Consider the following 25,183-nt stretch of genomic DNA (forward strand, 5'->3'; position numbering starts at 1 on the left):
GTACACGGCACGGCAGTCGAGCCCGCACACCGATGTGGCTCCGCTCCGCCGTACCCGGGGGTCCGAAGTCAACTCGCCCTGACCTGCCGGGAGATACCGCCATGTCCGCACGCCCCGCCGCCACTGTTCCCGCCTCCACCGCTGTCTCCGCCCCCGCCACGGCCTCCGCCCCCGCCACGGCCGAGGCGGGCGCCCCCTGCTGCGCCGCGCCGCTGCCGGTGCTCGGCCGTGACGTCACCGTGCCGCTGGTCACCGGGGACGAGGTGACGTACGCCGCGCTCGACTACGCCGCGAGCGCGCCCGCGCTGCAGCGGGTCTGGGACGACGTCGCCGCGTACGCCCCGTACTACGGCAGCGTGCACCGCGGGGCCGGGTACCTCTCGCAGCTCTCCACCGACCTGTTCGAGAACAGCCGGGTCACGGTGGCCGAGTTCCTCGACTGCCGCCCCGGCGACCAGGTCGTCTTCACCCGCTCCACCACGGACTCGCTCAACCTGCTCGCCCAGGCGCTCCCGGCCGGCTGCGAGGTCTTCGTCTTCGAGACCGAGCACCACGCCTCGCTGCTGCCATGGCGCGACGCACGCGTGACCTACCTGGACGCCCCGCGCACCCCGCACCAGGCCGTCGAGACGCTGGAGCGCGCGCTGGCCGACCGCGACCCCTACGGGCCGGCGCTCGTCTGCGTCACCGGCGCGTCCAATGTCACCGGTGAGCTGTGGCCGGTGCGCGAACTCGCCGCCGCGGCGCACGCGCACGGCGCCCGCATCGTCCTGGACGCGGCCCAGCTCGCGCCCCACCACCCCGTCTCCGTAAGGGAGTTGGACGTGGACTGGGTCGCCTTCTCCGGGCACAAGCTGTACGCGCCGTTCGGCTCGGGCGTGCTGGCCGGGTGCGCGGACTGGCTCCAGGAGGCCGAGCCGTACCTCGCGGGCGGCGGTGCCTCCAAGACGGTCGCGCGGCGCCCGGACGGCGGGGTGGACGTCGAGTGGCACACCACGGCCGCGCGCCACGAGGCCGGGTCGCCCAACGTCATCGGCGTGTACTCCATCGCCTCGGCGTGCAAGGCGCTCACCGAGGCGGGCTTCGACGCGCTCGTCGAGCGGGAGCAGCACCTGATCACGAAGGTCCGCGAGGGGCTCGCGGAGGTGCCCGAGGTGCGGATCCTCTCGCTCTTCGGGGACGACGCGCCCCGGGTGGGCGTCCTCTCCTTCGTCGTGGACGGCTGGAACAGCTCGCACTTCGCGGCGGCGCTGTCCGCGGAGCACGGGATCGGGGTGCGCGACGGCCTCTTCTGCGCGCACCCGCTGGTACGCACCCTGCTCGGCAGCGACCCGCAGGACCCGGGCGAGTGCGGTGCGCCCGGCGCGGAGCCGGGGGAGCGGTCGCTGAACGCGATCCGGGTGAGCTTTGGGGCGGGGACGCCGGATGAGCATGTGGAGCGGTTTGTGGGGGCGGTTCGGGGGTTGGTTCGGGAGGGGGCGAAGTGGGAGTACCGCACCGTGAACGGCCGCTGCGTCCCCGCCCCCTGACCCCCTGGGGCTCCGCCCCGGGCCCCGAGGGTGCTTGCCCACCCGCCCGCCCGTGCAGCGGGTTGTACCGGCTGAGCCCCTGGGGCTCCGCCCCAGACCCCGAGGGGTTTGCCCACCCGCCCGCCCGTGCGGGGGGTTGGAGGGTGCCTGGCCCTGGGGCTGCGCCCCAGACCCGCTGAGGGGCTCCGCCCCTCGGACCCCGGCGGGGGCTCCGCCCCCTGCACCCCCGCTTTCGCGCCTTAAGGGCGCTCGTCCTCAATCGCCGGACGGGCTGAGGTGGCCCGGTGCTGCCCAGCACCGGTTTTGTTAGGGGCGCGGGGAACTGCGCGAGAAGCGAGCACGGTCCGCACATGACCGGAGGTTTTGGGGGCGCGGGGAACTGCGCGAGGCAAGCTGGGCCGCACGTGCTGCCCGGCACCGGTCCTGCCAGGGGCGCGGGGAACTGCGCGAGGCAAGCTGGGCCGCAGGTGCTGCCCAGCACCGGTCCTGCCAAGGGGCGCGGGGAACTGCGCGAGAAGCGACCACGGTCCGCGCACGACCGGGGTTAGGGGCGCGGGGAACTGCGCGAACCCCGGGCAGCACCGTGCCGCCGAGGGGCGCGGGGAACTGCGCGGACCCGGGGCCGGGCGGGCCGGGTTAGGCGTCCAGGCCGATGGCGAAGGCGGCTTCCAGGTCGTGCTGGGAGTACGTGCGGAACGCCACGTGCGTATCCGTCCCCTCAACCCCGGGGATCTTCGAGATGCTCCCCGGGATGATGTCCGCCAGGTCGTCGTGGCGGGCCACCCTGACCAGCGCGATCAGATCGTACGTACCCGTCACCGAGTACACCTCGCTGACGCTGTCCAGCGCCGCGATGGACTCCGCGATCTCGGGGATCCGGTCCACGCTGGTCTTGATGAGCACGATCGCGGTGATCACGGCTGGCTTTCTCCCTCGGTGGCGGCCGGACCCGCGGGCTTCACGGGCTCTCGGCGTTTCACTCTATCCGGCCCGCGGAAACGGGCCCACGCGTAGAGGAACCCCGTACCGAAGCCGACCAGGTGCGCGAGGTAGGCCACCCCGGGCCCGGACGACGCGCCGCGGATCGCCAGCCACTGCAGGGCGAACCAGAAGACCAGCACGATCCACGCCGGAAAGCGCAGCGGCAGAAAGAGGAGGAAGGGGAAGACGCTGGTCACCCGCGTCCGCGGGAAAAGGCGCAGAAACGCGCCGAGGACCGCGGAGATCGCCCCGGACGCCCCCACCAGCGTCTGGTCGGAGCCCGCGTGCGCCGCCGCGTACGCGAACAGGGCCACGTAGCCCGCCACCAGGTAGAACAGCGCGAACTCGGCCCACCCGAGCCGCTCCTCGGTCATCGCGCCGAAGACGTACAGGAACAGCATGTTGCCCAGCAGGTGCAGCCAGCTGCCGTGGACGAAGAGCGCGGTGAGCGGCGTGAGCAGGGCGTGCGGGCGCCCCGCCATCAGTTCGTCCGGTACGACGCCCCAGCGTGTGAAGTAGTCGCTCTGGGCGCTCAGGATCGCGTCGCCCGTGCCGTACGCCGGGTTGAATCCGGACACCGGGCTGACGAGGAAGAGCAGACAGCACGCCGCGATCAGTCCGTACGTCACGGTCGGACCGTGCACCGCGCCCTTGAGGATCGCCGCTCCCCGCCACTTGATCATGGGGAGAGAATGGCGCAAAGGGAGCTTTCGGTACAGACCGCCTCGCCGTGCCAGGGGCGCACGGGTAGGCCGTAGGGTTGCGGGCAGGTAGTACTCCCGCAGTTCGACGGCGCACCGCGAGATCCTGGACCATGGAAGTGGAAAAGAGGGCGGCACCACATGACCACCGTTCCCCAGATGACCGCCGATTCCCGGTGGCGCTGCACGCTCTGCGGAAACCTCACCCGTTTCGATGTCACCCGTTCGTCGAAAGTGATCGAGTACGTCCATCTGGACCTCGCGGGCGAGCCCAAGGTGGAGGAACGCGAGGTGGTCAGTGAGACCATCGAGTCGGTCCGCTGCCGCTGGTGCAACGCGGTGGACCAGATCGAGCTGGTGGACCGGCCGGGTACCGACTCCGCGCCCGCCTCCTGAGGGCGGTGCCCGCGCGGTACGGATGACAGTTGGGGTGACGGATTGTGGAGCATGCAAGCGGTGCGGAAGCGGCCGCTGCGGCCGGTGACGGCCCCGCCGAGGTGCTCGACCGCCCGCTGCCCGAAGGGGTGCGGCGCCGGGTCGTCGCCTTCGTGTCGGAGGCGTTCGGCGGCCTGACCGTCGCCGAACTGCCCGGGCAGCTGCGGCAGTACGCCCGCTTCACCCCGACCCGGCGCGCCAAGTTCGCCGGCAACGCGATGGCCGCGGCGCTGGAGAGCGACCCGGTCTTCCGCCAGCGCATCGGCGAGCGGCTCAAGGAGTCGCAGCCGGAGCTGGCCGGCGCCGTCGAGGCGGGCTCGCCGCCGGCCGCGGCCGATCCCGTCGACGTGGCGGCGGCCGCCTATGTGCTGCGGCCCGCCGGCTGGGTGAAGCTGGTGGCCGCGGCCGGCGAGGAGGCCCAGCGCGCCTTCGCCGAGCGGGCCGACGAGGAGGGCCGGCGCGAACTGGAGCGGCTGCGCGAGGAACTCGCCGAGGCCCGCGCCCTGGTCAAGTCCGAGAACGAGGCCCTGCGCGCCGAACTGCTGGCCGCCCGCAAGGAGGCCGAGGCGCTCCAGCGCAAGCTGCGCAGCGCCCAGAGCGATGTGAAGCGCGGCGAGGCCGCCCTGCGCAGGACCACCGCCGAGATCGACGGCATCCGGTCCGAGGCCGCCGCCCAGGTGGCCGCCGCCGAGAGCGAGACCCGACGGCTCAAGACCCGGCTCGGCGAGGCGGAGGCCGGTCTTGAGGCGAGCCGGCGCGCGGTGCGCGAGGGGCGTTCGGTGGAGGACATGCGGCTGCGGCTGCTGCTCGACACCGTCCTGGAGGGTGCCCAGGGCCTGCGCCGCGAACTGGCCCTGCCGCCCGCGTCGGTGCGGCCCGCCGACACCGTGGACGCGGTCGAGCCGGGCACCATGACGCCCAAGGACATCGCGGCCCGCGCCCTGTCGGAGACCGATCCGGCACTGCTCGACCAGCTGCTCGCGCTGCCCCAGGTGCATCTGCTGGTGGACGGCTACAACGTCACCAAGACCGGCTATCCCACGATGCCGCTGGAGAAGCAGCGGCTGCGGCTGCTCGGCGGCCTGTCCGTGCTCGCCGCGCAGACCGGCGCCGAGGTCACCTGTGTCTTCGACGGCGCGGAGCTCGCGGCGCCGGTGCTGCTCGCGCCGCCCCGTGGCGTACGGGTGCTGTTCTCCAAGCCCGGGGTGACCGCCGACGAGCTGATCCGTCAGCTGGTGCGGGCCGAGCCGTCGGGGCGGCCCGTGGTGGTCGTCTCGACGGACAAGGAGGTCGCGGACGGCGTCGCCAAGGCGGGCGCCCGGCCGGTCGCCTCGCTGCTCCTTCTGAAGCGGCTTTCACGGGTCTGAGGCTTTGCGGGCGTTCTGCAACTCCTGTGTTCAATGCCCGAATTCGACTGCTCGTCGGCGAGCGCTCCGTCAAGTGCCCACTACTGCGCGTGGGATGACAGTAAAGAATCCTCGCGGTGACCGTCTTTTTTCCTATCAGGATTTGAACTGATCACAGGAAGGTCACTAGGGTCGGGCCTCGTACCTTCATGTGGTTGATCACTCGTTCGGGGTGTCCGTGAGGGTCCCGTCGGATGTGCAGTGTTCGGCGGCTGAGGAAGAAGGAGCTCGCCTTCGTGGGGTCCCACCGTCGTCCCAAGCCCGCGAGCCGCACTCGTGTGACCGTGCTCAGCGCCACCGCCGCCGCGGTCGTCGCCCTCACCTCGCAGGCCGCCCAGGCCGACCCGAAGCCCACCAAGGACGAGGTCAAGAGCAAGGTCGACAAGCTCTACGACGAGGCCGAGCAGGCGACCGAGGCGGCCAACGGCGCCAAGGAGAAGCAGGGTCAGCTCGAGAAGCAGATCGGCGAGATCCAGGACAAGGTGGCCCGCGGCCAGCAGGAGCTCAACACCCTGCGCAGCGGCCTCGGCTCGATGGCCTCCGCGCAGTACCGCTCCGGCGGCATCGACCCCTCGCTCGCGCTCTTCCTCTCCTCGGACCCCGACGACTTCCTCGACAAGGCCTCCGCGCTCGACCAGTTGAGCAGCACGCAGACCGAGGCGCTCCAGAAGATCCAGGGCAAGCAGCGCACCCTGGCCCAGGAGCGCAAGGAGGCCCAGGACAAGCTCAAGGACCTCGCCGACACCCGCCAGGTGCTCGACAGCAAGAAGAAGGAAGTCCAGGGCAAGCTCGCCGACGCGCAGAAGCTGCTCAACTCCCTGACCGCGCAGGAGAAGGCGGCCCTCACCGCCGAGACCGACCGCGCCAACCGCTCCAACGAGCGCCCCGACCTCGGCAAGGACGTGCCGGCCTCGGGCGTCGGCGCGGCCGCGCTCGCCGCGGCCCAGACGCAGCTCGGCAAGCCCTACAGCTTCGGCAAGACCGGCATGGCGAGCTTCGACTGCTCGGGCCTGACCGGTTACGCCTATGGCCAGGCGGGCGTCCACCTGCCGCGCACCTCGCAGGAGCAGGCCACCCGCGGCACCCGCATCGGCCGCAGCGAACTCAAGCCCGGCGACCTGGTGCTGTTCTTCGGGGACCTGCACCACATCGGCCTGTACGCCGGCAACAACATGGTGCTGCACGCCCCGCACACCGGCGCGGTCGTCCGCTACGAGTCGATCAACAACATGCCCTTCCAGTTCGGTGTGCGCATCGGCTGACCCGCCGCACCCCCCGTCAGTCGCCGACACCGCCCAATCGGGCGAATTGCGGCACCCCATACTGACCCGACGCCCCGCCGGTGACCTGTGTTCTCCGGTGGGGCGTCACTTTGCGTAGGCGGCGCGGTCGTTGGCCCACGGGTATCCGCCCGGTTACTGTCCGGCGTGCGGTTCCCCCGGTGACTCGCCGCCCGCCCGGGCGGCAGGGGCCGCACGCAGTGCAAGGGAGTACGGCATCCGTGGCGTCCCATCGCCGGCCTTCGCAGTCGGGCCTGACCCAGAGCGCCCGCGTCACCGTCCTTTCGGCCGCGGCGGCAACGGCCGCGGCGGCCCTCGCGGCGCCCGCGGCGAGCGCCGCCCCGTACGAACCGGCCCCCTCGGGGCGGGCCAAGGTCGACCGGCTCTTCGAGGAGGCCGAGAAGGCCACCGAGCAGTACGACAAGGCCGACGAGCACGCCGAACAGCTGCGCCGTGAGGTCCGGCAGGCCCAGGACGCCATCGCCCGCGGCCAGGACCGGATCAACCGGATGCGCGGCGCGCTCGGCGCCATCGCGGGGGCGCAGTACCGCTCGGGCGGCATCGACCCCGCGCTCGCCCTGCTCCTGTCCTCGGACCCGGACAGCTATCTGGACCAGGCCGCCGCCCTCGACCGGCTGAGCGAGCGCCAGGCCGGCGCGCTGCACGACCTCCAGCACGAGCAGCGCCACCTCGCCCAGCAGCGCGCCGAGGCCACCGGCAAGCTCACCGAACTGGAGCGCAGCCGGGCCGAAGTGGCGCGGCACAAGCGGACGGTGGAGTCGAAGCTGGCCGAGGCGCGCCGCACGCTGAACGCGCTGCCCACCGCCGACCGGGCCGCCTTCGACCGCGCCTCGCGCTCCTCGCGCCCCGAACTGCCCCCGCTCTCCGGCTCCGCCCCCGCCTCCTCGCGGGCCGCGGCGGCCGTGCAGGCGGCCCGCTCCGCGATCGGCAAACCGTACATCTGGGGCGCCAACGGGCCCTCCGGGTTCGACTGTTCGGGCCTGATGCAGTGGTCGTACGCCCGCGCCGGGGTCGGGCTGCCGCGCACCTCGCAGGCCCAGCGCTACGCGGGCCACCAGGTGCCGCTGTCCGAGGCCAGACCCGGCGACCTCGTCGCCTACCGGCACGACGCCAGCCACATCGCGATGTACGTGGGCAACGGCCAGGTCGTGCACGCCCCCTACCCCGGCGCGCCGGTGCGCTACGACCCCGTCGGGATGATGCCCATCTCCTCGGTGACGCGCGTGTGACCGTACGATCGGCGACGTGGCAGGTCATGGGCGCGGACGGACGGCGCGGCGCGGGCGGGCGGCGGGATGCGTCCTCGCCGTGCTGCTGCTCGGCGCGGCCTGCTCCGCGCCGGGCCGTGCCCCCGACGCCACCGCGGGCGAGGTGCAGCGGGTGCTGGACGGGCGCGCGGCCGCGGTCCTGAAGCACGACGCGGACGGCTATCTGGCCGCCGTCGACCCGGCCGCGACCGGGCTGCGGGCCGCCCAGGGCGCCGAGTTCGCCAACCTGGCCCAGGTGCCCCTGACGTTCTGGGCCTACCGGGTCAACGGCGTGGAACGGCACGGCGCGACGGCCACCGCCGCGGTCGACCTGCGCTACCGGATCCAGGGCTACGACACCGCCCCCGTGACGGCCGGCCGCACCCTGACCCTGGAGCGGCGCGGCGCGCGCTGGTACGTCACCGGGGACCGGCCCGCCCGGGGCGCCGCCCAGCTGCTGTGGCAGCAGGGCCGGGTCACCGCCGTGCACGGCGCGCACAGCCTGGTCCTGGGGGTGGGCCAGGAGCCGGCCCGGCTGCACGAGATCGCGGCGGCCGAGGACGCGGCGGTGCCGGCCGTCTCGGCGGCCTGGCCGGGGAAGTGGGCCGGCCGGGTCGTCGTCCTGGTGCCCGGTTCGCTGGAGGCCATGGCCGCCCTGCTCGGCGCGCCCGCCGCGTCCTACCGGGGCATCGCCGCGGTGACCACGGGCGAGGCGGGCGGCGCGGGAACGGCCCCGGCGGACCGGGTGATCATCAACCCGGACGCCTACGCGGTCCTCGGCGACCTCGGCCGCACGGTCGTCCTGACGCACGAGACCACCCATGTCGCGACCCGCGCACACACCTCGCCCGCCACCCCGATGTGGCTCTCGGAGGGGTACGCGGACTGGGTCGGCTACCGCGACACCGGCCGCACCGCCGCGCAGGCAGCCCCCGAACTCCAGAAGGCCGTGCGCGCGGGCGCGCTGCCCGCGGACCTGCCCACGGACGCCGACTTCGGCTTCGACGGCGGCGCGGACCGGCTGGCCCGGGCGTACGAGGGCGGCTGGCTGGCCTGCCGCATGATCGCGTCCCGCTGGGGCGAGGCGGCGCTGGCCCGCCTCTACACCGAGATCGGCGAGCAGGCACAGCGGGAGGGCGCCGCAGAGAAGGCCATGGGTGACCAACTCGGGCTGACGCCAAGGGAGTTCACGGCGCAGTGGCGTGCGTACGTACGGGCGGAGCTGGGCTGAGCGCGGACGGCAGACCGCGGTCCGGGCACGTCGAGCGCCACAGCTGCCGCCCGGCGAGCACACAGGCCGCGACCAGCAGGCCGTTGCGGACGGTGAGCAGCAGCAGGCCGAGCCAGTCGCTCGCCACCACGTGCGAGAACCAGATCGGGAACTCCAGGAACGTCACGGCCGTCGCCGCCAGGACGAGTTGCGCGGGCCGCAGCATCGGGCCGCGTCGGAAGGCCAGGCACACCGCGGCGAGCCCGACCAGCCACAGCAGGTACTGGGGGCTGATGACGCGGCTCGTGGTGGTGAACAGGAGCACCGCGGTGAAGGCGGCGTCCGCCGGGGTGCTCGGGCGCAGCGGGCCCCGGGCCCTGACCCGCCACAGCAGCAGCCAGCCGAAGGCCAGCACGGTCAGGCCCATCGCGAGGGTCGATACCAGCGGGACGTACGGGCCGAGGAACTCCACCGAGCCGTAGTTCAGCTGGACCCGGCCCGCCCAGCCGAACTGCCGGGCCGCGTGGAAGACCAGCGCGCCCAGCGACTCGACCTCCGTGCCGCGCTCGCGCTGGAAGGTGAGGAAGGCGAACGCGCCCGGCGCCGCCGCCGCGCACACCGCCAGCAGGACGGCCGCGGTCAGCGCGGCGGCCGTCAGGGCGCGCCGCGGGGCGCGCACCAGCAGCAGGACCGGCCACACCTTGAGCAGCGCCCCGACCGCGGCGAGCGCGCCCAGCACCCGGGGCCGGCGCACCCCGGCGAGCAGGCCCGCCACCGCCACGGCGGTCACCATCAGGTCGTAGCGGGCGTACGCGGTGGGGCCGAGCAGCGGCACCCCGAGCGTCCACACCCAGGCGCCGTTCAGGGACTTGCCCGGGCGGCCCGCCGTGTACATCAGGAGGGCGAGGACCAGCGCGTCCGCGAGCAGGACCAGGAGGAAGAACGCCGTGGCGTAGTCCACGAACGGCAGCGCGGCGGGGGAGAGGACCGCGAGGGCGGCGCCGGGCGGGTACTGCCAGGTCACGTCGTCCAGGGGGTAGGTGCCGGTACGGAGCACCTGCGACCAGCCCTGGTAGATCACCCGTACGTCGCTGCTGACGTCCGGGCCCGGCAGCACCAGCACCCGCAGGACGCACAGCAGCAGCAGATAACGGGTCGCGGCCCAGGTGACCGCGACGGCGAAGGGGCGCCGGGTGGTGTGCATGATGTCCGCCTCGTCCTCGTTTCGGGGGCCGGAGCCAGCCATGATGCCGGTGGCACGGCGTGTCGGCGGTCAGGCGGGGCCGGGCCCGCCGGGGTTCCCCGGCGCCGCCCCGCGGGCTCCTCTCGGCTGCGCGGCCGGGGTTCGGTACTGTCGGCGGCGATGCACAAGACCTTGATCGTGACCAATGACTTCCCGCCCCGCCCCGGCGGGATCCAGGCGTTCCTGCACAACATGGCGCTGCGGCTCGACCCCGACCGGGTGGTCGTCTACGCCTCGACGTGGAAGCGCGGCCGCGAGGGCGCCGAGGCGACCGCCGCCTTCGACGCCGAGCAGCCGTTCACCGTCGTACGGGACCGCACCACGATGCTGCTCCCCACCCCCCGGGTCACCCGGCGGGCCGTCGGCCTGCTGCGCGAGCACGGCTGCTCCTCGGTGTGGTTCGGGGCGGCGGCGCCGCTCGGTCTGATGGCGCCCGCACTGCGCAGGGCGGGCGCGGAACGCCTGGTGGCGACCACCCACGGCCATGAGGCGGGGTGGGCCCAACTCCCCGGCGCGCGGCAGCTGTTGAGGCGGATCGGCGAGGGCACGGACACGATCACCTACCTCGGCGAGTACACCCGCTCGCGGATCGCGGACGCGCTCACCCCGCAGGCGGCGGCCCGCATGGTCCAACTTCCGCCGGGGGTGGACGAGAAGACCTTCCACCCCGGCTCGGGCGGCGACGCGGTGCGCGCGCGGCTCGGCCTCACGGAGCGGCCGGTGGTGGTGTGCGTCTCGCGGCTCGTGCCGCGCAAGGGGCAGGACACCCTCATCCTCGCCCTGCCCGCGATCCTCGCGCGGGTGCCGGACGCGGTGCTGCTCATCGTGGGCGGCGGGCCGTACGAGGCGGACCTGCGCAAGCTCGCGGAGCGGACCGGGGTCGCGTCCTCGGTGCGCTTCACCGGGGCGGTGCCGTGGGCGGAGCTGCCCGCGCACTACGGCGCGGGCGACGTCTTCGCGATGCCCTGCCGCACGCGGCGCGGGGGCCTGGACGTCGAAGGGCTCGGCATCGTCTATCTGGAGGCCTCGGCGACGGGTCTTCCGGTGGTGGCGGGCGACTCCGGGGGTGCGCCGGACGCGGTGCTCGACGGGGAGACGGGGTGGGTGGTGCGGGGTGGCTCCGCCTCGGACACGGCGGAGCGGGTGGTTTCGCTGCTTCTGGATGCGGGGTTGCGTGGGCGGATGGGGGGGCGGGGGCGGGAGTGGGTCGAGGAGAGGTGGCGCTGGGACCTCCTCGCCACCAAACTCCGCACCCTCCTGTAGCCCGCCGGGGCCCGGCCCCCTCCGCGCAGTTCCCCGCGCCCCTCAACCCCGTCTGCGTGTGCGGGCCGTGGTCGCTTCTCGCGCAGTTCCCCGCGCCCCTGGCGGGATCGGTGCTGGGCCGCATGCGTATGCCGGCCTGCTTCGCGCAGTTCCTCGCGCCCCCAACCCCGCCTTCGTGTGCGGGCCGTGGTCGCTTCTCGCGCAGTTCCCCGCGCCCCTTAACTACCTGGTGCTGGCCCGCATCGGGGTATTTCAGCCCGTCCGGCGTTTGAGGACGAGCGCCGTTCAGGCGCGAAAGGGGGGTTCGGGGGCGCAGCCCCTGAGCAGGGGTGCAGGGGGGCGGGCCCTCAGGGGGTGTAGATCGCCTCGATCTCTGCCGCGAAATCCTTGGCCACAACATTCCGCTTCAGCTTCAGCGAAGGCGTGATGTGCCCCGCCTCCTCGGTGAACTGCGCCCCCAGCACCCGGAACTTGCGTACCGACTCCGCCTTGGAGACCGCCGCGTTGCCGTCGTCCACGGCCCGCTGCACCTCCGCGAGGAGCTCCGCGTCCTCGCGCAGGGCCGCCACCGTCGCCAGGGGCTTGCCGTGCTCCGCGGCCCAGCGGCCGAGGAACTCCTCGTCCAGGGTGACGAGCGCCCCGACGAACGGCCGTCCGTCGCCGACGACCATGCACTCCGCGACGAGCGCGTGCGCCCGGATGCGGTCCTCGATGACCGCGGGCGCGACGTTCTTGCCGCCCGCCGTCACGATGATCTCCTTCTTGCGGCCGGTGATCGCGAGGTAGCCGTCCTCGTCGAGGGTTCCGATGTCCCCGGTGTGGAACCAGCCGTCGGCCAGCGCCTCGGCCGTGGCGGACTCGTTGTTCCAGTAGCCCTGGAAGAGGTGCTCGCCGTGCAGCAGCACCTCGCCGTCGTCGGCGATGCGGACCACCGACCCCGGCAGCGGCTGCCCGACCGTGCCGATCTTCGGCCGGTCCCAGGGGTTGAAGGCGGTCGCGGCGCAGGACTCGGTCAGGCCGTAGCCCTCCAGGACCGTGAAGCCGATGCCGCGGAAGAAGTGGCCGAGCCGCTCGCCCAGCGGCGCGCCGCCGGAGATGGCGTACTCTCCGCGCCCGCCGAGCACCGCCCGCAGCTTGCTGTAGACGAGCCGGTCGAAGACCTTGTGCTTGAGGCGCAGACCCAGCGAAGGGCCGGCCTCCGTGCTGAGCGCCGCGCTGTAGGCGATCGCCGTGTTCGCGGCCCTGTCGAAGATCTTGCCCTTGCCGTCGGCCTGGGCCTTGGCGCGGGCCGAGTTGTAGACCTTCTCGAAGACGCGCGGCACCCCGAGGATCAACGTCGGCCGGAACGAGGCGAGTTCATCGGTGAGGTTCTTGATGTCCGGGACGCAGCCGAGCTTGATCGGCGCCATCACCGAGGCCACCTCGACCAGGCGCCCGAAGACATGGGCGGCCGGCAGGAAGAGCAGCACCGAACACTCGCCGGTGCGGAAGAGGGGCTTGAGGCGCTCCACCACGTTGCCGCACTCCGCGAAGAACGCGCGGTGGGTCAGCACACAGCCCTTGGGGCGGCCGGTGGTGCCCGAGGTGTAGACGATCGTCGCCGGGTCGTCGGCGTGCGCCGAGGACATCCGCTGGTCGAGGAGCTCGTCGGAGACGTCCGCGCCCATCGCGGTGAGCCGCTCCACGGCGGCGGCCTCGACCTCCCAGACGCCCTTGAGCGCGGGCAGCCCGGCCTGGACGGAGGCGACCGAGGCGTGGTGGGCCGCGGACTCGACGACGGCGAGGGTGGCGCCGGAGTCGCCGAGGATCCACTGGATCTGCTCGGGGGAGCTGGTCTCGTACACCGGCACGGTGACCGCGCCCGCGCTCCAGATCGCGAAGTCGAGCAGCACCCACTCGTAACGGGTGCGCGAGAGCAGGGCGACCCGGTCGCCCGCCTCGACGCCCGCGGCGATCAGGCCCTTGGCGACGGCACGCACCTCGGTGAGGAACTGGCGGGCGCTGACGTCGGCCCAGGCACCCGCGATCTTGCGGCCCATGACCGCGACATCGGGATGCTGAGCGGCATTGCGGCGGATCAGATCCGTCAGGTTGCCGTCCGAAGGGACCTCGTACAGGGCCGGAAGGCTGAACTCGCGCAAGACTGCTGCTCCTCATCGGGCGCCGGTGCCACGGCTCTGTGTGACGCACCGGCTGCGGTCCAAGATCGGGCAGGTGCCCGGCGGATCCGTGGGGGGCGGAACTGACGAGCACGACTGGACTGCCCGGACGTTACCCACCGGTAGTGGGTTCCGGATAGGGGGTTCTGGCCAGATGTTCGGTGCGTCACACATCTTTGACACTGCTTCGCGCACAGTAGTCCACACCTTTGAGCACCCGGAAGTAACCGCAGGTCCGACGGCCTAAGGTGGCTTCCATGCGAGTTCATGTGGTCAGTGACGTGCACGGGAACGCCGAGGGACTGGCCAAGGCGGGCGAGGGGGCGGACGCCCTGATCTGCCTCGGTGACCTGGTCCTCTTCCTGGACTACGCCGACCACTCCCGCGGCATCTTCCCCGATCTCTTCGGCGTCGAGAACGCCCACCGGATCGTCGCCCTGCGCACCGCACGGCGCTTTGAGGAGGCCCGCGACCTCGGGCGTTCCCTGTGGGCCGGGCTCGACCGCGAGGCCGCCGTCGAGGCCGCCGTCCGCCGCCAGTACGCCGAGCTGTTCGCCGCCTTCCCCACCCCGACGTACGCCACGTACGGCAATGTCGACATGCCGGGCCTGTGGCCGCAGTACGCGGGCCCGGGCACCACCGTCCTGGACGGGCAGCGGGTGGAGATAGCCGGGCGCGTCTTCGGCTTCGTCGGCGGCGGGCTGCGCACCGCGATGCGGACCCCGTACGAGATCTCCGACGAGGAGTACGCCGCCAAGGTCGAGGCGCTGGGCGAGGTCGACGTGCTCTGCACGCACATCCCGCCCGAGGTCCCCGAGCTCGTCTACGACACCGTGGCCCGCCGCTTCGAGCGCGGCTCGCGCGCGCTGCTCGCCGCGATCAGGAAGACCCGGCCCCGCTACTCCCTGTTCGGCCACGTCCACCAGCCGCTGGCGCGGCGGATGCGCGTCGGGGACACCGAGTGCGTGAACGTCGGCCACTTCGCGGCCACCTCCCGGCCGTTCGCCCTGGAGTGGTGATCCGGCCACTGGAACGGCCACCGGCCCGTACGCGATAGCCTGCACGGGCACCTCCCCGCCGCCGCAGGCCCCGCCGGGCGGGGGAGACCCACACCCACCGGACCGCGCACTGGAGGAGCCACGACGATGGCGGAACACACCAGCTCGTCTATCACCATCGAGGCGGCCCCCGCCGACGTCATGGGCGTGATCGCGGACTTCGGCCGGTATCCGGAGTGGACCGGCGAGGTGAAGGAGGCCGAGGTGCTCGCCACCGACGCCGCCGGCCACGCCGAGAAGGTGCGGCTGCTGCTCGACGCGGGCGCGATCAAGGACGACCACACCCTCGCCTACACCTGGGACGGCAACACGGTCAGCTGGACGCTGGTCAAGTCCCAGATGCTGCGCACCCTCGACGGCTCGTACACCCTCGCGGACGCCCCGGGCGGCCGGACCGAGGTCACCTACCGGCTGACCGTCGACGTCAAGATCCCGATGCTCGGCATGATCAAGCGCAAGGCCGAGAAGGTCATCATCGACCGGGCGCTGGCCGGGCTGAAGAAGCGCGTCGAGAGCGGCCCGGGTGCCTCCGGAGCCGCTTCCGCCGGCGGGGCCGAGTCGCTCTAGCCATGCGCACGGTCCTCGTCACCGGTCCCGGCGGCGCGGGCCGCACCACCGTCGCGGCGGCGACCGCGCTCGCGGCCGCCCGCGGCGGCGCCCGGGTCACCCTGCTCACCGGCGACCGGGCACCCGGCGGCCTTGCCGGGGTCACCGTGCGGCGGATCGACGCGGTGGGCCACTTCCGCGCCGAACTCCTCGCCTTCCAGGACCGGGCGGGCGCCGCGCTCGACCTGCTCGGCGCCTCCCGCCTGGACGCCGAGGAACTCACCGAACTCCCCGGCGCCGAACAGCTCGCGCTGCTCAGCGCCCTGCGCGAGGCGGCGGACGAGGAGCCGGACCTGCTCGTCGTCGACCTCCCGCCGGCCGACCGCGCGCTCGCCGCACTCGCCCTGCCCGAACAGCTGCGCCGCTATCTGCGCCGGCTGCTGCCGCCCGAACGCCAGGCGGCCCGCTCCCTGCGCCCGGTCCTCGCCCAGCTCGCCGGGGTGCCCATGCCCGCGCAGTGGCTGTACGAGACCGCGGCCCGCTGGGACCGCGAACTGGCCGCCGTCCAGGCCGTGATCGAGGCGCCGGGCACGACCGTACGGCTCGTCGCGGAGCCCGGCCCCGCGGCGGCCGACGCGCTGCGCACCGCCCGGCTCGGGACCGCCGTGCAGGGACTGGCCCTCGACGCGGTCGTCGCCAACCGGCTGCTGCCCGCGGAGAGCCCCGATCCCTGGCTCGCCGGGCTGATCGCCCAGCAGCGCAAGCACCTGGCCGAGCTGGCCGGTGAGTACCCCGTCGTCCGCGAGGCGGCACACCTCGGGCACGATCCGCGCGGCGACGACGACCTGGAGCGGCTCGTGCCCGGGCCTGGCCCCGACGCGCCTCCGGCACCGCGCTGGGACGTCCTGGACCGGCTCGCCCAGGACGACGTCCTGGTGTGGAGCCTGCCCCTGCCCGGCGCGGTCAAGGACGGCCTGTCGCTGGTCCGGCGCGGGGACGAACTCCTGCTCACCGTGGGCCCGTTCCGCCGCATCGTGCCGCTGCCCTCCGCGCTGCGCCGCTGCACCGTCACCGGGGCCGGGCTGCACGACGGCGTCCTGGACATCCGGTTCGCCCCGGATCCCGAACTGTGGCCCCGCGCCCGCTGAACGGGGTACCCCCGTTCGGGTAACGTCGAGGGAAACAGACCCGTAGGAAAACCAGCCGCTGGAGTCCGCCATGAGCGAAGCCACCGAGCGACCCGGACCCGACGCGGATGCCTGGGCGGATGCCTGCGCCGAGGACCTGGCCGCCGAGAAGGAGCGCCACCGCGCCCGGTACGGCACCCCGCCCGGGTCAGCCGCCGAGGAGCTGCGCAAGCTGTTCGACGCCGTCACCGACAAGGTCTCCGGCCTCCTCGACGGCCCGGCGGGACTGTCGGGGCTCGCCGCGCAGGGCGCCGTGCAGCAGTTGATCAGCCAGGCGAAGTCCGCCGTCGAGCCCGTCATCGAGCGCAACCCGGAGGTCTTCGACCACCTGGCCGCGGCCGGCAGCGAGCTGCTCGCCGCCTACCGCTCGGCCGTCGAGGGCCACGAGCGCCGCTGGACCGCGGACGCGGAGCGCGGCCGCGACGACGGGGGCCCGGGCCCCACCGAGCACATCGACCTGGACTGAACCCGCGGCCCGCCCCGGCCCCGCCCGGCGGCCGTCGGCCCGCCGGGATCCGGACCGGTACGGACAAAGCGCCGCGCCCGTCTCACCCCTGGGACGAACGCGGGCTCGGCACGCTGGGTGGAGCCCCGGCTCGGGTACGGTTGGCCGTAGCGGGGCTCGACCGAACTGAGGGATTCATGGGACTCACCATCGGTGTCGATATCGGCGGCACGAAGATCGCGGCGGGCGTGGTCGACGAGGACGGCAACATCCTCTCCACCCACAAGGTGCCGACTCCCGGCACGCCCGATGCCATCGTGGACGCGATCGCCTCGGCCGTCGACGGCGCGCGCGCCGGACACGAGATCGTGGGCGTGGGCATCGGAGCCGCCGGTTACGTCAACCGGCAGCGGTCCACCGTCTACTTCGCGCCCAACATCGACTGGCGCCAGGAGCCGCTCAAGGAGAAGGTCGAGCAGCGCGTCGGCCTCCCCGTCGTGGTCGAGAACGACGCCAACGCGGCCGCCTGGGGCGAGTACCGCTTCGGCGCCGGCAAGGGCCACCGGAACGTCATCTGCATCACGCTCGGCACCGGTCTCGGCGGCGGCATCATCATCGGCAACAAGCTGCGCCGCGGCCACTTCGGCGTGGCCGCCGAGTTCGGCCACATCCGCATGGTGCCGGACGGCCTGCTGTGCGGCTGCGGCAGCCAGGGCTGCTGGGAGCAGTACGCCTCCGGCCGGGCCCTGGTGCGCTACGCCAAGCAGCGCGCCAACGCCACCCCCGAGCGCGCCGAGTTCCTGCTCGGGCTCGGGGACGGCACCCCGGAGGGCATCGAGGGCAAGCACATCTCGATGGCCGCCCGCCAGGGCGACCCGGTCGCGGTCGACTCCTACCGCGAGCTGGCCCGCTGGGCCGGCGCGGGCCTGGCCGACCTGGCCTCGCTCTTCGACCCCTCGGCGTTCATCGTCGGCGGCGGCCTCTCGGACGAGGGCGAGCTGGTGCTCGACCCCATCCGCAAGTCCTACCGCCGCTGGCTCGTCGGCGGGAACTGGCGCCCGGTGGCCGATGTGATCGCCGCCCAGCTGGGCAACAAGGCGGGCCTGGTCGGCGCGGCCGACCTGGCCCGACAGCCGGATCCGATCATGTGAGGTGGGTGGGCGCCGCTTTGTGCGGGGGCCGGGGGTCTTCGGGTCTGTGGGTCCGTGCCGTGCCTGCCGTGCCGTGACGTGCGGGCCCGACCGGTGCCGGTTCTGTTCGTGTGACGCGGGTTGGTGCCGTGTTGTGCGGGGTCCGTGCGGCGCGGGCCCGCGCCGGTTCTGTTCGTGTGAGGTGGGTGGGCGCCCGCGTTGTGCGGGTCCGTGGGTCCCTGCCGTGTGGCACGGGCCCGCGCCGGTTCTGTGGGGCGCGCGTGGTACCCGCAGCGCCCGTCGAGTCCTCTCCGGACCGGCGGGCGCTGTCATACGTTGTGGACCATGACGACCCCTGCCGACGGCCTGCCCGCGTCCGCGACGGAAACCGGCTCTGCCGTGATCCGTGTCCTCAGCTACAACATCCGCTCGATGCGCGACGACAACGCGGCGCTCGCCCGGGTGATCCGGGCCTGCGAGCCCGACCTCGTCCTCATCCAGGAGGCGCCCCGCTTCTTCCGCTGGCGCAAGGCGGCGGCCCGTCTCGCGGCGGCGACCGACCTCGTCGTCCTCAGCGGCGGCGCCACCGCTGCCGGGCCGATGCTGCTCTGCTCCCTGCGGGCCACCGTGGAACGCACCGAGGACGTGCTGCTCCCGCTCACCCCCGGGCTGCACCGCCGGGGATTCGCGACGGCGGTGGTACGGATCGGCGGGGCCAGGATCGGCGTCCTGAGCGCCCACCTCAGCCTCCAGGCGGCCGAGCGGTACGAGCAGGCGGGGGCGCTGCTCGACCGGCTCGCCGGGATGGGGGTGGAGCACGCGGTCGCGGGCGGCGACCTCAACGAGCGGCCCGACGGGCCCAGCTTCCGGCGGCTGGCCTCCGCGTTGCAGGACTGCCGTCAAGTGGCGCCCTGGGGTGGGGAGTTCACCTCTACGTCCTGGGATCCTCATCAGCGTATCGACGCGGTTTTTGTGACGGGTGGGGTGGAGGTGTTGGGGTGCGGGGTGCCCGAGGGGCTGGCTTCCGCCGATCTGGCCGCCGCCACGGACCACCTCCCGGTCCTGGCGGCTCTGCGTGTCCCGGTTCCCTAGCGGGGGCGGCCTGGGGCTCTGCCCTGGGGGGGGCTTGCCCACCCACCCGCCCGCGCGGGGGGTTGGGGGGCCCGGCTCCCTGGGGCTCCGCCCCAGACCCCCGGGGGGTTTGCCCACCCGCCCGCCCGTGCAGGGGGTTGGAGGGTGCCTGGCCCTGGGGCTGCGCCCCAGACCCGCTGAGGGGCTCCGCCCCTCTGACCCCGGCGGGGGCTCCGCCCCCTGCACCCCTGCTCGGGGCTCCGCCCCGAACCCCGATCGCGCCTGAACGGCGCTCGTCCTCAATCGCCGGACGGGCTGAAGATGCGCGTGCTGGCCCGCACCGGTGCGGTTAGGGGCGCGGGGAACTGCGCAAGGCGGGCTGGGATGCACGTGCGGGCCAGCACCGGTCCTGCTAAGGGGCGCGGGGAACTGCGCGAGAAGCGACCACGACCCGCACACGACCGAGGCCCTTGGCCCACCGCGTAACCGGGCAACCGCACATCCCGGCCGAAGCCCAACCCCATAAGGGGCGCGGGGAACTGCGCGAGAAGCAACCACGACCCGCAGGCAACCGGGGATCCAGGGGCGCGGCGAACTGCGCGGCAACCCCCAGCCCACCCGCGGGGCACAGCGGGCCCGAGGCCCTCAGGGAGTCACCCCCTCAAGCCCGCACCCACCCGAACCCCCAAACTCAAGCCCCCCCGGGCGCTCACACCACAGCCCCCCTCCCCGGATCCTCATCCTCCTCATCCCCCTCCATCCGGGCGAACAGCGTCGCGATCCCGCCCAGGAACCCGCCCACCCCCAGCAGCGTGAGCCACCACGTGATGTCCCAGCCGAAGATCGCCGCCAGGACCAGCAGCAGCGGTCCGCCTATCACGCCCAGCCAGGCGAATTTCGCCGCCGCGTCCGCCTCCGGCAGGGGCGGAGGCTCCGGTGGTACGAAGTGGCCCTCGTCCAGAGCGTCCGGCCCGTTCTCGGACGGCTCGGCGGGCGAGAAGTCGCGGGGGCCGCCCACCCCGGGCGCGAACACCACCGAGCTGCCGAGCGCCGGCCTGCCCAACCCATCACCGGACTCGCCGGACTCGCCGGACTCGCCGGACTCACCGGAATCACCAGGCTCGCCCGGCTTGCTGAACTTGTCGCCCTTATCGCTCTTGTCGCTCTTGTTGCCCGGGTCACCGGCGCCGGACGTGCCGGGCGCGGGCGAGGGCGGCGGTGCGGCAACCCGCGGGGTGGCTTCCGCATCCGGGGCCGGTGCAGGGGCCGGTGCGGGGGCCGGAGCGGGGGCGTCCGGCGGCTCCGGGTCCTCCTCGATCAGGGCCAGGTCCTCGATGGATCTGAAGGGTCTCGCCCCGGGCGGGTCGGCCGGTTCCTCGCCGTATCCGGCCACGATCGCCGCCCACGCGGCCTCTTCGTCGATCGGCTGCGGCTCACGGTCCGCGTCGTGTTCAGCCACCGGTGGCGCTCCCCTTCTTCCCGACGCTCGGAGCGAGGCGGCCGATGAACGAGTAGCTCTCCTCGAAGATCCGCTCCGCATCGTGGTCCAACGTCGCCACGTGGTAGCTCTGTTCCAGCAGGATCTCCTTGACGTCCGTGGAGGAGACCCGGCTGAGGATCCGCGCCGAGTCGGCCGGCGGCACCACGTGGTCCTGGGGGCTGTGCAGGACCACCAACGGCTGGGTCACCTGCGGCAGTTCACCGTCCACGATGCGGAAGAAGTTCCGCAGCGCGTGTGCCGCGTGCAGCGGTACCCGGTCGTAGCCGATCTCCACCGAGCCCTCGAGCGCGATGTCGCTGGCGATGCCCTTGGTGGACGGCACGAAGTGGCGCACCACCGGCAGCGCGTGGGCGGCCGCGCCGTGCACCTTGTTGCCGGGGTTGACCAGCACGAGCCCGCTCACCGAGTCGCCGTGCCTGGCGGCCAGCCGCAGCGCGAGGGCGCCGCCCATGGAGAGCCCGAACACGAAGACCCGGGTGCAGCGCTCGAGGAGTTCGCGCAGCGCGCGGTCCACCTCCGCGTACCAGTCCTGCCAGCCCGTGAGCTGCATGTCCTGCCAGCGGGTGCCGTGCCCGGGAAGGAGCGGCAGCGAGACCGTGAGGCCGCGCTCCGCGAGGTACTCGGCCCAGGGCCGCAGCGACTGCGGGGAACCGGTGAAACCGTGACAGAGGAGGACGCCGACCTCTCCGCCCTCGTGGCGGAACGGCTCGGCTCCAGGGAGGACCGGCACCAGGGGTCTCCTGTTCATGAGCAGGGGCGGGGGGTTGTGCGGGGGAGTCCTACTTCACGGTACGCGACCGGACCGACACCGACCAGGGCCGTCGCGCGGGAGGCCGGGCCCGGCACGGGTTAAGGTCTGTTCGACAAGCACAGGAAGGCATCCGAGTTGATCTACGGCGCTATGAAGTTCTCCATCGGCGGCTCTCTGAAGCTCGCCTTCAGGCCGTGGGTGGAGGGCCTGGAGAACATCCCCGCCGAAGGACCGGCGATCCTGGCGAGCAATCACCTCTCCTTCTCGGACTCCTTCTTCCTGCCGGCCGTCCTCGACCGCAAGGTGACGTTCATCGCCAAGGCGGAGTACTTCACCTCGCCCGGGGTCAAGGGCAAGCTGACGGCCGCGTTCTTCAAGGGCGTCGGCCAGCTCCCGGTGGACCGCTCGGGTGTCCGCGGGGCCGGTGACGCCGCGATCAACGCCGGCATCGACGTCCTCAAGGCCGGCGGCCTCTTCGGCATCTATCCGGAGGGCACGCGCTCGCCCGACGGCCGTCTCTACCGCGGCAAGCCGGGCGGGCTGCCCCGCGTCGCGCTGGCCACCGGCGCCCCGGTGATCCCGATCGCCATGATCGACACCGAGAAGATCCAGCCGCCGGGGAAGGTCGTCCCCAAGCTGATGCGTCCCGGCATCCGGATCGGCAAGCCGCTCGACTTCAGCCGGTACCAGGGCATGGAGAGCGACCGCTTCATCCTGCGCTCGGTGACCGACGAGGTCATGTACGAGATCATGAAGCTCTCCGGCCAGGAGTACGTCGACATCTACGCGACGGCGGCCAAGCGGCAGATCGCGGACCAGGCCAAGCGTGCCGCCGATGAGCTCAAGGCCGCGGAGAAGGCCGAACGGGCCCGCGAGGCCGAGCAGGCCAAGCGGGCGGAACAGCCGGGCGACTAGCGCCCGTTCACGGGGCCGGCCCGGGGGGCGGGGGAGATGGCGAAGCGGGAACGCGTCGTACGGATGTCGGTGGAGCTGCCGCTGTGGCGGGCCCTGACCGGCTACCGGGTGCTCACCACGCTCTACGCGCTGGCGATCTTCGCCAGCGGCTACGAGAAGTTCGAACGGCCCTGGGTCGGCATCGGCTACCTGGCCGTCCTGACGGTGTGGAACGCCGCGACCCTGCCCCGGGTGGCGAACGCGGCGGCCTGCACCAAGCGGTTCCTGGCCGTCGACCTCACCGTGGTGCTCGCCGGCATCCTGCTGACCCCGCTCGCCGACCTGGACGCCCAGCACGTCGACGGCCCGACGCTGCCGACCATCGCCACCGCCGGCGCGGTGCTCGCCTTCGCGATCAAGGGCGGCTGGCGCTGGGCCGGGTTCGCCTCGTCCCTGGTGGCCGTCGCCAACATCGTGGAGCGCGCCTATCCCACCCGGGACACCTTCCACAACGTGCTGCTGGTGTGGATCGCCTCCATCGCGATCGGCTACATCGTGGAGGTGGCCCGCTCCAGCGAGGCCACCCTCGCCCGGGCCCTGGAGATCGAGGCGGCCACCCGCGAGCGCGAGCGCCTGGCCCGCGACATCCACGACAGCGTGCTCCAGGTCCTGGCCATGGTGCAGCGCCGCGGCAGCGCGCTCGGCGGTGAGGCGGCGGAGCTCGGCCGGCTGGCGGGCGAGCAGGAGGTCGCCCTGCGCACCCTGGTCTCCAGCGGCCTCGTCCCGCCGACCCGCGCCTCCGAGGACCTCGCCAACGGGGCCGTGGTGCGGGAGGTCGAGGTCGAGGACGAGCCCGGTGACGCGGCCGGGGTCGACCTGCGCTCGCTGCTCGCCCGGCACGCGGGGTCGCGGGTCTCCTTCGCGGAGCCGGGAGCCCCGGTGCCGCTCGCACCGGCCGTGGCCCATGAGCTGGCGGCGGCTGTCAGTGCCGCCCTGGACAATGTCCGCAGGCACGCCGGAGCGTCCGCCCAGGCCTGGATCCTGGTCGAGGACTGGGGGGACGAGGTGATCGTGACGGTGCGGGACGACGGCCCCGGCATCCCGGCGGGCCGTCTGGAGCGGGCCGAGGGGGAGGGGCGCCTGGGCGTCGCCCTCTCGATCCGCGGCAGGCTGCGCGACCTGGGCGGCACGGCGGAGCTGATCTCCGTGCCGGGCCAGGGTACGGAAGTTGAACTGAAGGTCCCACGGGGGAAGGCAGGACGGCACGGATGACGGAACAGCAGGCGGTGCGGGCGGACGGCACGGTCAGGGTGATGGTGGTCGACGACCACCCGATGTGGCGCGACGCGGTCGCCCGCGACCTGGCCGCCGCGGGCTTCGACGTGGTGGCCACCGCGGGCGACGGCCCGCAGGCGGTGCGCCGGGCCCGGGCCGTGGCGCCCGACGTCCTGGTCCTCGACCTGAACCTGCCGGGCATGCCCGGCGCCCAGGTCTGCAAGGAACTGGTGGCCGCCGACCCGGCCCTTCGCGTCCTGGTCCTGTCCGCATCGGGCGAGCACGCCGACGTGCTGGAGGCGGTGAAGTCCGGTGCCCTCGGCTACCTCCTGAAGTCGGCCAGCGCCGACGAGCTGACCGACGCGGTGCGCCGCACGGCCGTCGGCGACCCGGTGTTCACGCCGGGCCTGGCCGGCCTGGTGCTCGGCGAGTACCGCCGCCTCGCGCGGGACCCGGCCCCGGCCACCGCCGACGAACCCAGGGCCCCCGAACTCACCGAGCGCGAGACCGAGGTGCTGCGCCTGGTCGCCAAGGGCCTGAGCTACAAGCAGATAGCCGAGCGCCTGGTCATCTCGCACCGCACCGTGCAGAACCATGTGCAGAACACCCTGGGCAAGCTCCAGCTGCACAACCGCGTCGAACTCGTGCGGTACGCGATCGAACGCGGGCTCGACGACGTCTGAGGTCCCCCGTGCGAGTGAACGACGGCCCGTCAACTCCCGTACCGATCAAGGGAATTGACCATCCGCCCCATCCCGGAGTGACGTACGTCACCACTAGCGTGGACGGCGTACGTCACTCCCAGGTGAAGGGACCATTCCATGCGGGTCGGAGTACTGACCGGAGGCGGTGACTGCCCCGGGCTCAACGCCGTCATCCGGGGCATCGTCCGCAAGGGTGTGCAGGAGTACGGCTACGAGTTCACCGGGTTCAAGGACGGCTGGCGCGGCCCCCTGGAGGGCGACACCGTCCCGCTGGACATCCCGGCGGTGCGCGGCATCCTGCCGCGCGGCGGCACCATCCTCGGCTCCTCGCGCACCAACCCCCTCAAGGCGGAGAACGGGGTCCGCCGCATCAAGGAGAACCTCGCCAAGGAAGAGATCGACGCCGTGATCGCCATCGGCGGCGAGGACACCCTCGGGGTCGCGGCCCGCCTCAGCGACGAGTACGGCATCCCCTGTGTCGGCGTGCCCAAGACGATCGACAACGACCTGTCCGCCACCGACTACACCTTCGGCTTCAACACCGCCGTCGGCATCGCCACCGAGGCCATCGACCGGCTGCACACCACCGCCGAGTCCCACATGCGGGTCCTGGTCGTCGAGGTCATGGGCCGCCACGCGGGCTGGATCGCCCTGCACTCGGGGCTGGCCGGCGGCGCCAACGTCATCCTCATCCCGGAACAGCGCTTCGACGTCGACCAGGTCTGCGCGTGGGTCACCTCCCGCTTCCAGGCCACCTACGCCCCGATCGTCTGCGTCGCCGAGGGCGCCATGCCCAAGGACGGCGAGATGGTCCTCAAGGACGGCACCCTCGACTCCTTCGGGCACGTGCGTCTGTCCGGCGTCGGCGAATGGCTGGCCAAGGAGATCGAGAGGCGCACCGGCAAGGAGGCCAGGACCACCGTCCTCGGCCATGTGCAGCGCGGCGGCACCCCGAGCGCGTTCGACCGCTGGCTCGCCACCCGCTTCGGGCTGCACGCCATCGAGGCGGTGCGCGACGGCGCCTTCGGCTCGATGGTCGCGCTGCGCGGCACCGACATCGTGCGGGTGCCGATCGCGGAGGCCACCGCGAAACTGAAGACCGTGGACCCGGCGCTCTACGCGGAGGTCGGCGTCTTCTTCGGCTGA

Annotated in this window: 23 protein-coding genes; 17 read left to right on the forward strand and 6 right to left on the reverse strand. The window is 73.1% G+C overall.

Annotated elements, in window-relative coordinates:
- Positions 1-101: 101 nt before the first annotated feature.
- Entirely contained in the window at positions 102-1,529 is a 1,428-nt protein-coding gene (locus tag ACGF3I_RS17980) for an aminotransferase class V-fold PLP-dependent enzyme (RefSeq protein WP_393133043.1), read from the forward strand.
- 636 nt (positions 1,530-2,165) lie between these two features.
- On the opposite strand, the gene ACGF3I_RS17985 is transcribed toward ACGF3I_RS17980, so the two are convergent.
- Positions 2,166-2,447, reverse strand: coding sequence for an Lrp/AsnC ligand binding domain-containing protein (locus ACGF3I_RS17985; RefSeq protein WP_393133045.1), 282 nt, complete (start codon positions 2,445-2,447; stop codon positions 2,166-2,168).
- Positions 2,444-3,193 (reverse strand): rhomboid family intramembrane serine protease, encoded by a 750-nt coding sequence (locus ACGF3I_RS17990; RefSeq protein WP_393133047.1) that lies wholly within the window; start codon positions 3,191-3,193, stop codon positions 2,444-2,446. Before ACGF3I_RS17990 ends, ACGF3I_RS17985 begins: the two co-directional genes overlap by 4 nt.
- 159 nt (positions 3,194-3,352) lie before the next feature.
- On the opposite strand from ACGF3I_RS17990, the gene ACGF3I_RS17995 reads away from it, so the two are divergent.
- The 5 genes from ACGF3I_RS17995 (at position 3,353) to ACGF3I_RS18015 (ending at position 8,831) form a co-directional block, all read left to right on the forward strand.
- A complete protein-coding gene (locus tag ACGF3I_RS17995) occupies positions 3,353-3,607 on the forward strand; it encodes a hypothetical protein (RefSeq protein ID WP_393133049.1) in 255 nt (84 codons plus the stop codon).
- A 44-nt stretch (positions 3,608-3,651) separates the two neighbouring features.
- On the forward strand, positions 3,652-5,013 hold the full coding sequence (locus ACGF3I_RS18000; RefSeq protein WP_393133051.1) for an NYN domain-containing protein: 1,362 nt from the start codon (positions 3,652-3,654) through the stop codon (positions 5,011-5,013).
- Positions 5,014-5,288: 275 nt separating this feature from the next.
- On the forward strand, positions 5,289-6,314 hold the full coding sequence (locus ACGF3I_RS18005; protein WP_393133052.1) for an NlpC/P60 family protein: 1,026 nt from the start codon (positions 5,289-5,291) through the stop codon (positions 6,312-6,314).
- 239 nt (positions 6,315-6,553) lie between these two features.
- Positions 6,554-7,582, forward strand: coding sequence for an NlpC/P60 family protein (locus ACGF3I_RS18010; protein ID WP_393133054.1), 1,029 nt, complete (start codon positions 6,554-6,556; stop codon positions 7,580-7,582).
- A 16-nt stretch (positions 7,583-7,598) separates the two neighbouring features.
- Positions 7,599-8,831: a hypothetical protein gene (locus ACGF3I_RS18015; protein WP_393133056.1), complete on the forward strand. Its 1,233-nt coding sequence runs from the start codon at positions 7,599-7,601 to the stop codon at positions 8,829-8,831.
- On the opposite strand, the gene ACGF3I_RS18020 is transcribed toward ACGF3I_RS18015, so the two are convergent.
- Positions 8,788-10,014 (reverse strand): glycosyltransferase 87 family protein, encoded by a 1,227-nt coding sequence (locus tag ACGF3I_RS18020; protein WP_393133058.1) that lies wholly within the window; start codon positions 10,012-10,014, stop codon positions 8,788-8,790. The two genes, ACGF3I_RS18015 and ACGF3I_RS18020, sit on opposite strands and share 44 nt — an antisense overlap.
- A gap of 159 nt (positions 10,015-10,173) precedes the next feature.
- On the opposite strand from ACGF3I_RS18020, the gene ACGF3I_RS18025 reads away from it, so the two are divergent.
- Positions 10,174-11,316, forward strand: coding sequence for a glycosyltransferase family 4 protein (locus tag ACGF3I_RS18025; protein WP_393133060.1), 1,143 nt, complete (start codon positions 10,174-10,176; stop codon positions 11,314-11,316).
- A 347-nt stretch (positions 11,317-11,663) separates the two neighbouring features.
- On the opposite strand, the gene ACGF3I_RS18030 is transcribed toward ACGF3I_RS18025, so the two are convergent.
- Positions 11,664-13,457, reverse strand: a complete 1,794-nt coding sequence (locus ACGF3I_RS18030) for an AMP-dependent synthetase/ligase (protein ID WP_393133062.1) — start codon at positions 13,455-13,457, stop codon at positions 11,664-11,666.
- A 275-nt stretch (positions 13,458-13,732) separates the two neighbouring features.
- Between ACGF3I_RS18030 and ACGF3I_RS18035 the strand changes: the two genes are divergently transcribed.
- The 6 genes from ACGF3I_RS18035 to ACGF3I_RS18060 all read left to right on the forward strand — a co-directional run bounded on the left by ACGF3I_RS18035 (position 13,733) and on the right by ACGF3I_RS18060 (position 18,933).
- Complete coding sequence (locus ACGF3I_RS18035; RefSeq protein ID WP_393133064.1) at positions 13,733-14,494, forward strand: metallophosphoesterase; 762 nt, start codon at positions 13,733-13,735, stop codon at positions 14,492-14,494.
- A gap of 126 nt (positions 14,495-14,620) precedes the next feature.
- A complete protein-coding gene (locus ACGF3I_RS18040) occupies positions 14,621-15,100 on the forward strand; it encodes an SRPBCC family protein (RefSeq protein WP_393133066.1) in 480 nt (159 codons plus the stop codon).
- 2 nt (positions 15,101-15,102) lie between these two features.
- Entirely contained in the window at positions 15,103-16,227 is a 1,125-nt protein-coding gene (locus tag ACGF3I_RS18045) for an ArsA-related P-loop ATPase (protein WP_393133067.1), read from the forward strand.
- A 70-nt stretch (positions 16,228-16,297) separates the two neighbouring features.
- Positions 16,298-16,732: a DUF5304 domain-containing protein gene (locus tag ACGF3I_RS18050; protein WP_393133069.1), complete on the forward strand. Its 435-nt coding sequence runs from the start codon at positions 16,298-16,300 to the stop codon at positions 16,730-16,732.
- Between the two features lie 176 nt (positions 16,733-16,908).
- Positions 16,909-17,862: an ROK family glucokinase gene (locus ACGF3I_RS18055; RefSeq protein ID WP_161248258.1), complete on the forward strand. Its 954-nt coding sequence runs from the start codon at positions 16,909-16,911 to the stop codon at positions 17,860-17,862.
- Between the two features lie 324 nt (positions 17,863-18,186).
- Complete coding sequence (locus ACGF3I_RS18060; RefSeq protein WP_393133071.1) at positions 18,187-18,933, forward strand: endonuclease/exonuclease/phosphatase family protein; 747 nt, start codon at positions 18,187-18,189, stop codon at positions 18,931-18,933.
- Between the two features lie 688 nt (positions 18,934-19,621).
- Here the strand turns inward: ACGF3I_RS18060 and ACGF3I_RS18065 are convergent.
- Both ACGF3I_RS18065 and ACGF3I_RS18070 read right to left on the reverse strand, forming a co-directional pair.
- The gene (locus tag ACGF3I_RS18065) at positions 19,622-20,371 is read right to left on the reverse strand and encodes a hypothetical protein (RefSeq protein WP_393133073.1); all 750 of its coding nucleotides are present in this window, start codon (positions 20,369-20,371) and stop codon (positions 19,622-19,624) included.
- Positions 20,364-21,143, reverse strand: coding sequence for an alpha/beta hydrolase (locus ACGF3I_RS18070; RefSeq protein WP_393133075.1), 780 nt, complete (start codon positions 21,141-21,143; stop codon positions 20,364-20,366). The genes ACGF3I_RS18065 and ACGF3I_RS18070 overlap by 8 nt, the downstream gene beginning before the upstream one ends.
- Before the next feature lie 156 nt (positions 21,144-21,299).
- Here ACGF3I_RS18070 and ACGF3I_RS18075 point away from each other — a divergent pair, with 156 nt between their 5' ends.
- From ACGF3I_RS18075 to ACGF3I_RS18090, 4 genes are all read left to right on the forward strand, one after another.
- On the forward strand, positions 21,300-22,079 hold the full coding sequence (locus ACGF3I_RS18075; RefSeq protein WP_393133077.1) for a 1-acyl-sn-glycerol-3-phosphate acyltransferase: 780 nt from the start codon (positions 21,300-21,302) through the stop codon (positions 22,077-22,079).
- A gap of 36 nt (positions 22,080-22,115) precedes the next feature.
- A complete protein-coding gene (gene macS, locus ACGF3I_RS18080) occupies positions 22,116-23,330 on the forward strand; it encodes a MacS family sensor histidine kinase (protein ID WP_393133079.1) in 1,215 nt (404 codons plus the stop codon).
- Positions 23,327-24,016 (forward strand): response regulator, encoded by a 690-nt coding sequence (locus ACGF3I_RS18085; RefSeq protein WP_393133081.1) that lies wholly within the window; start codon positions 23,327-23,329, stop codon positions 24,014-24,016. The genes macS and ACGF3I_RS18085 overlap by 4 nt, the downstream gene beginning before the upstream one ends.
- A 138-nt stretch (positions 24,017-24,154) precedes the next feature.
- Positions 24,155-25,183: a 6-phosphofructokinase gene (locus ACGF3I_RS18090; RefSeq protein WP_393133083.1), complete on the forward strand. Its 1,029-nt coding sequence runs from the start codon at positions 24,155-24,157 to the stop codon at positions 25,181-25,183.

This window comes from Streptomyces sp. NPDC048111 (assembly GCF_043202815.1).
Taxonomy (GTDB): domain Bacteria; phylum Actinomycetota; class Actinomycetes; order Streptomycetales; family Streptomycetaceae; genus Streptomyces.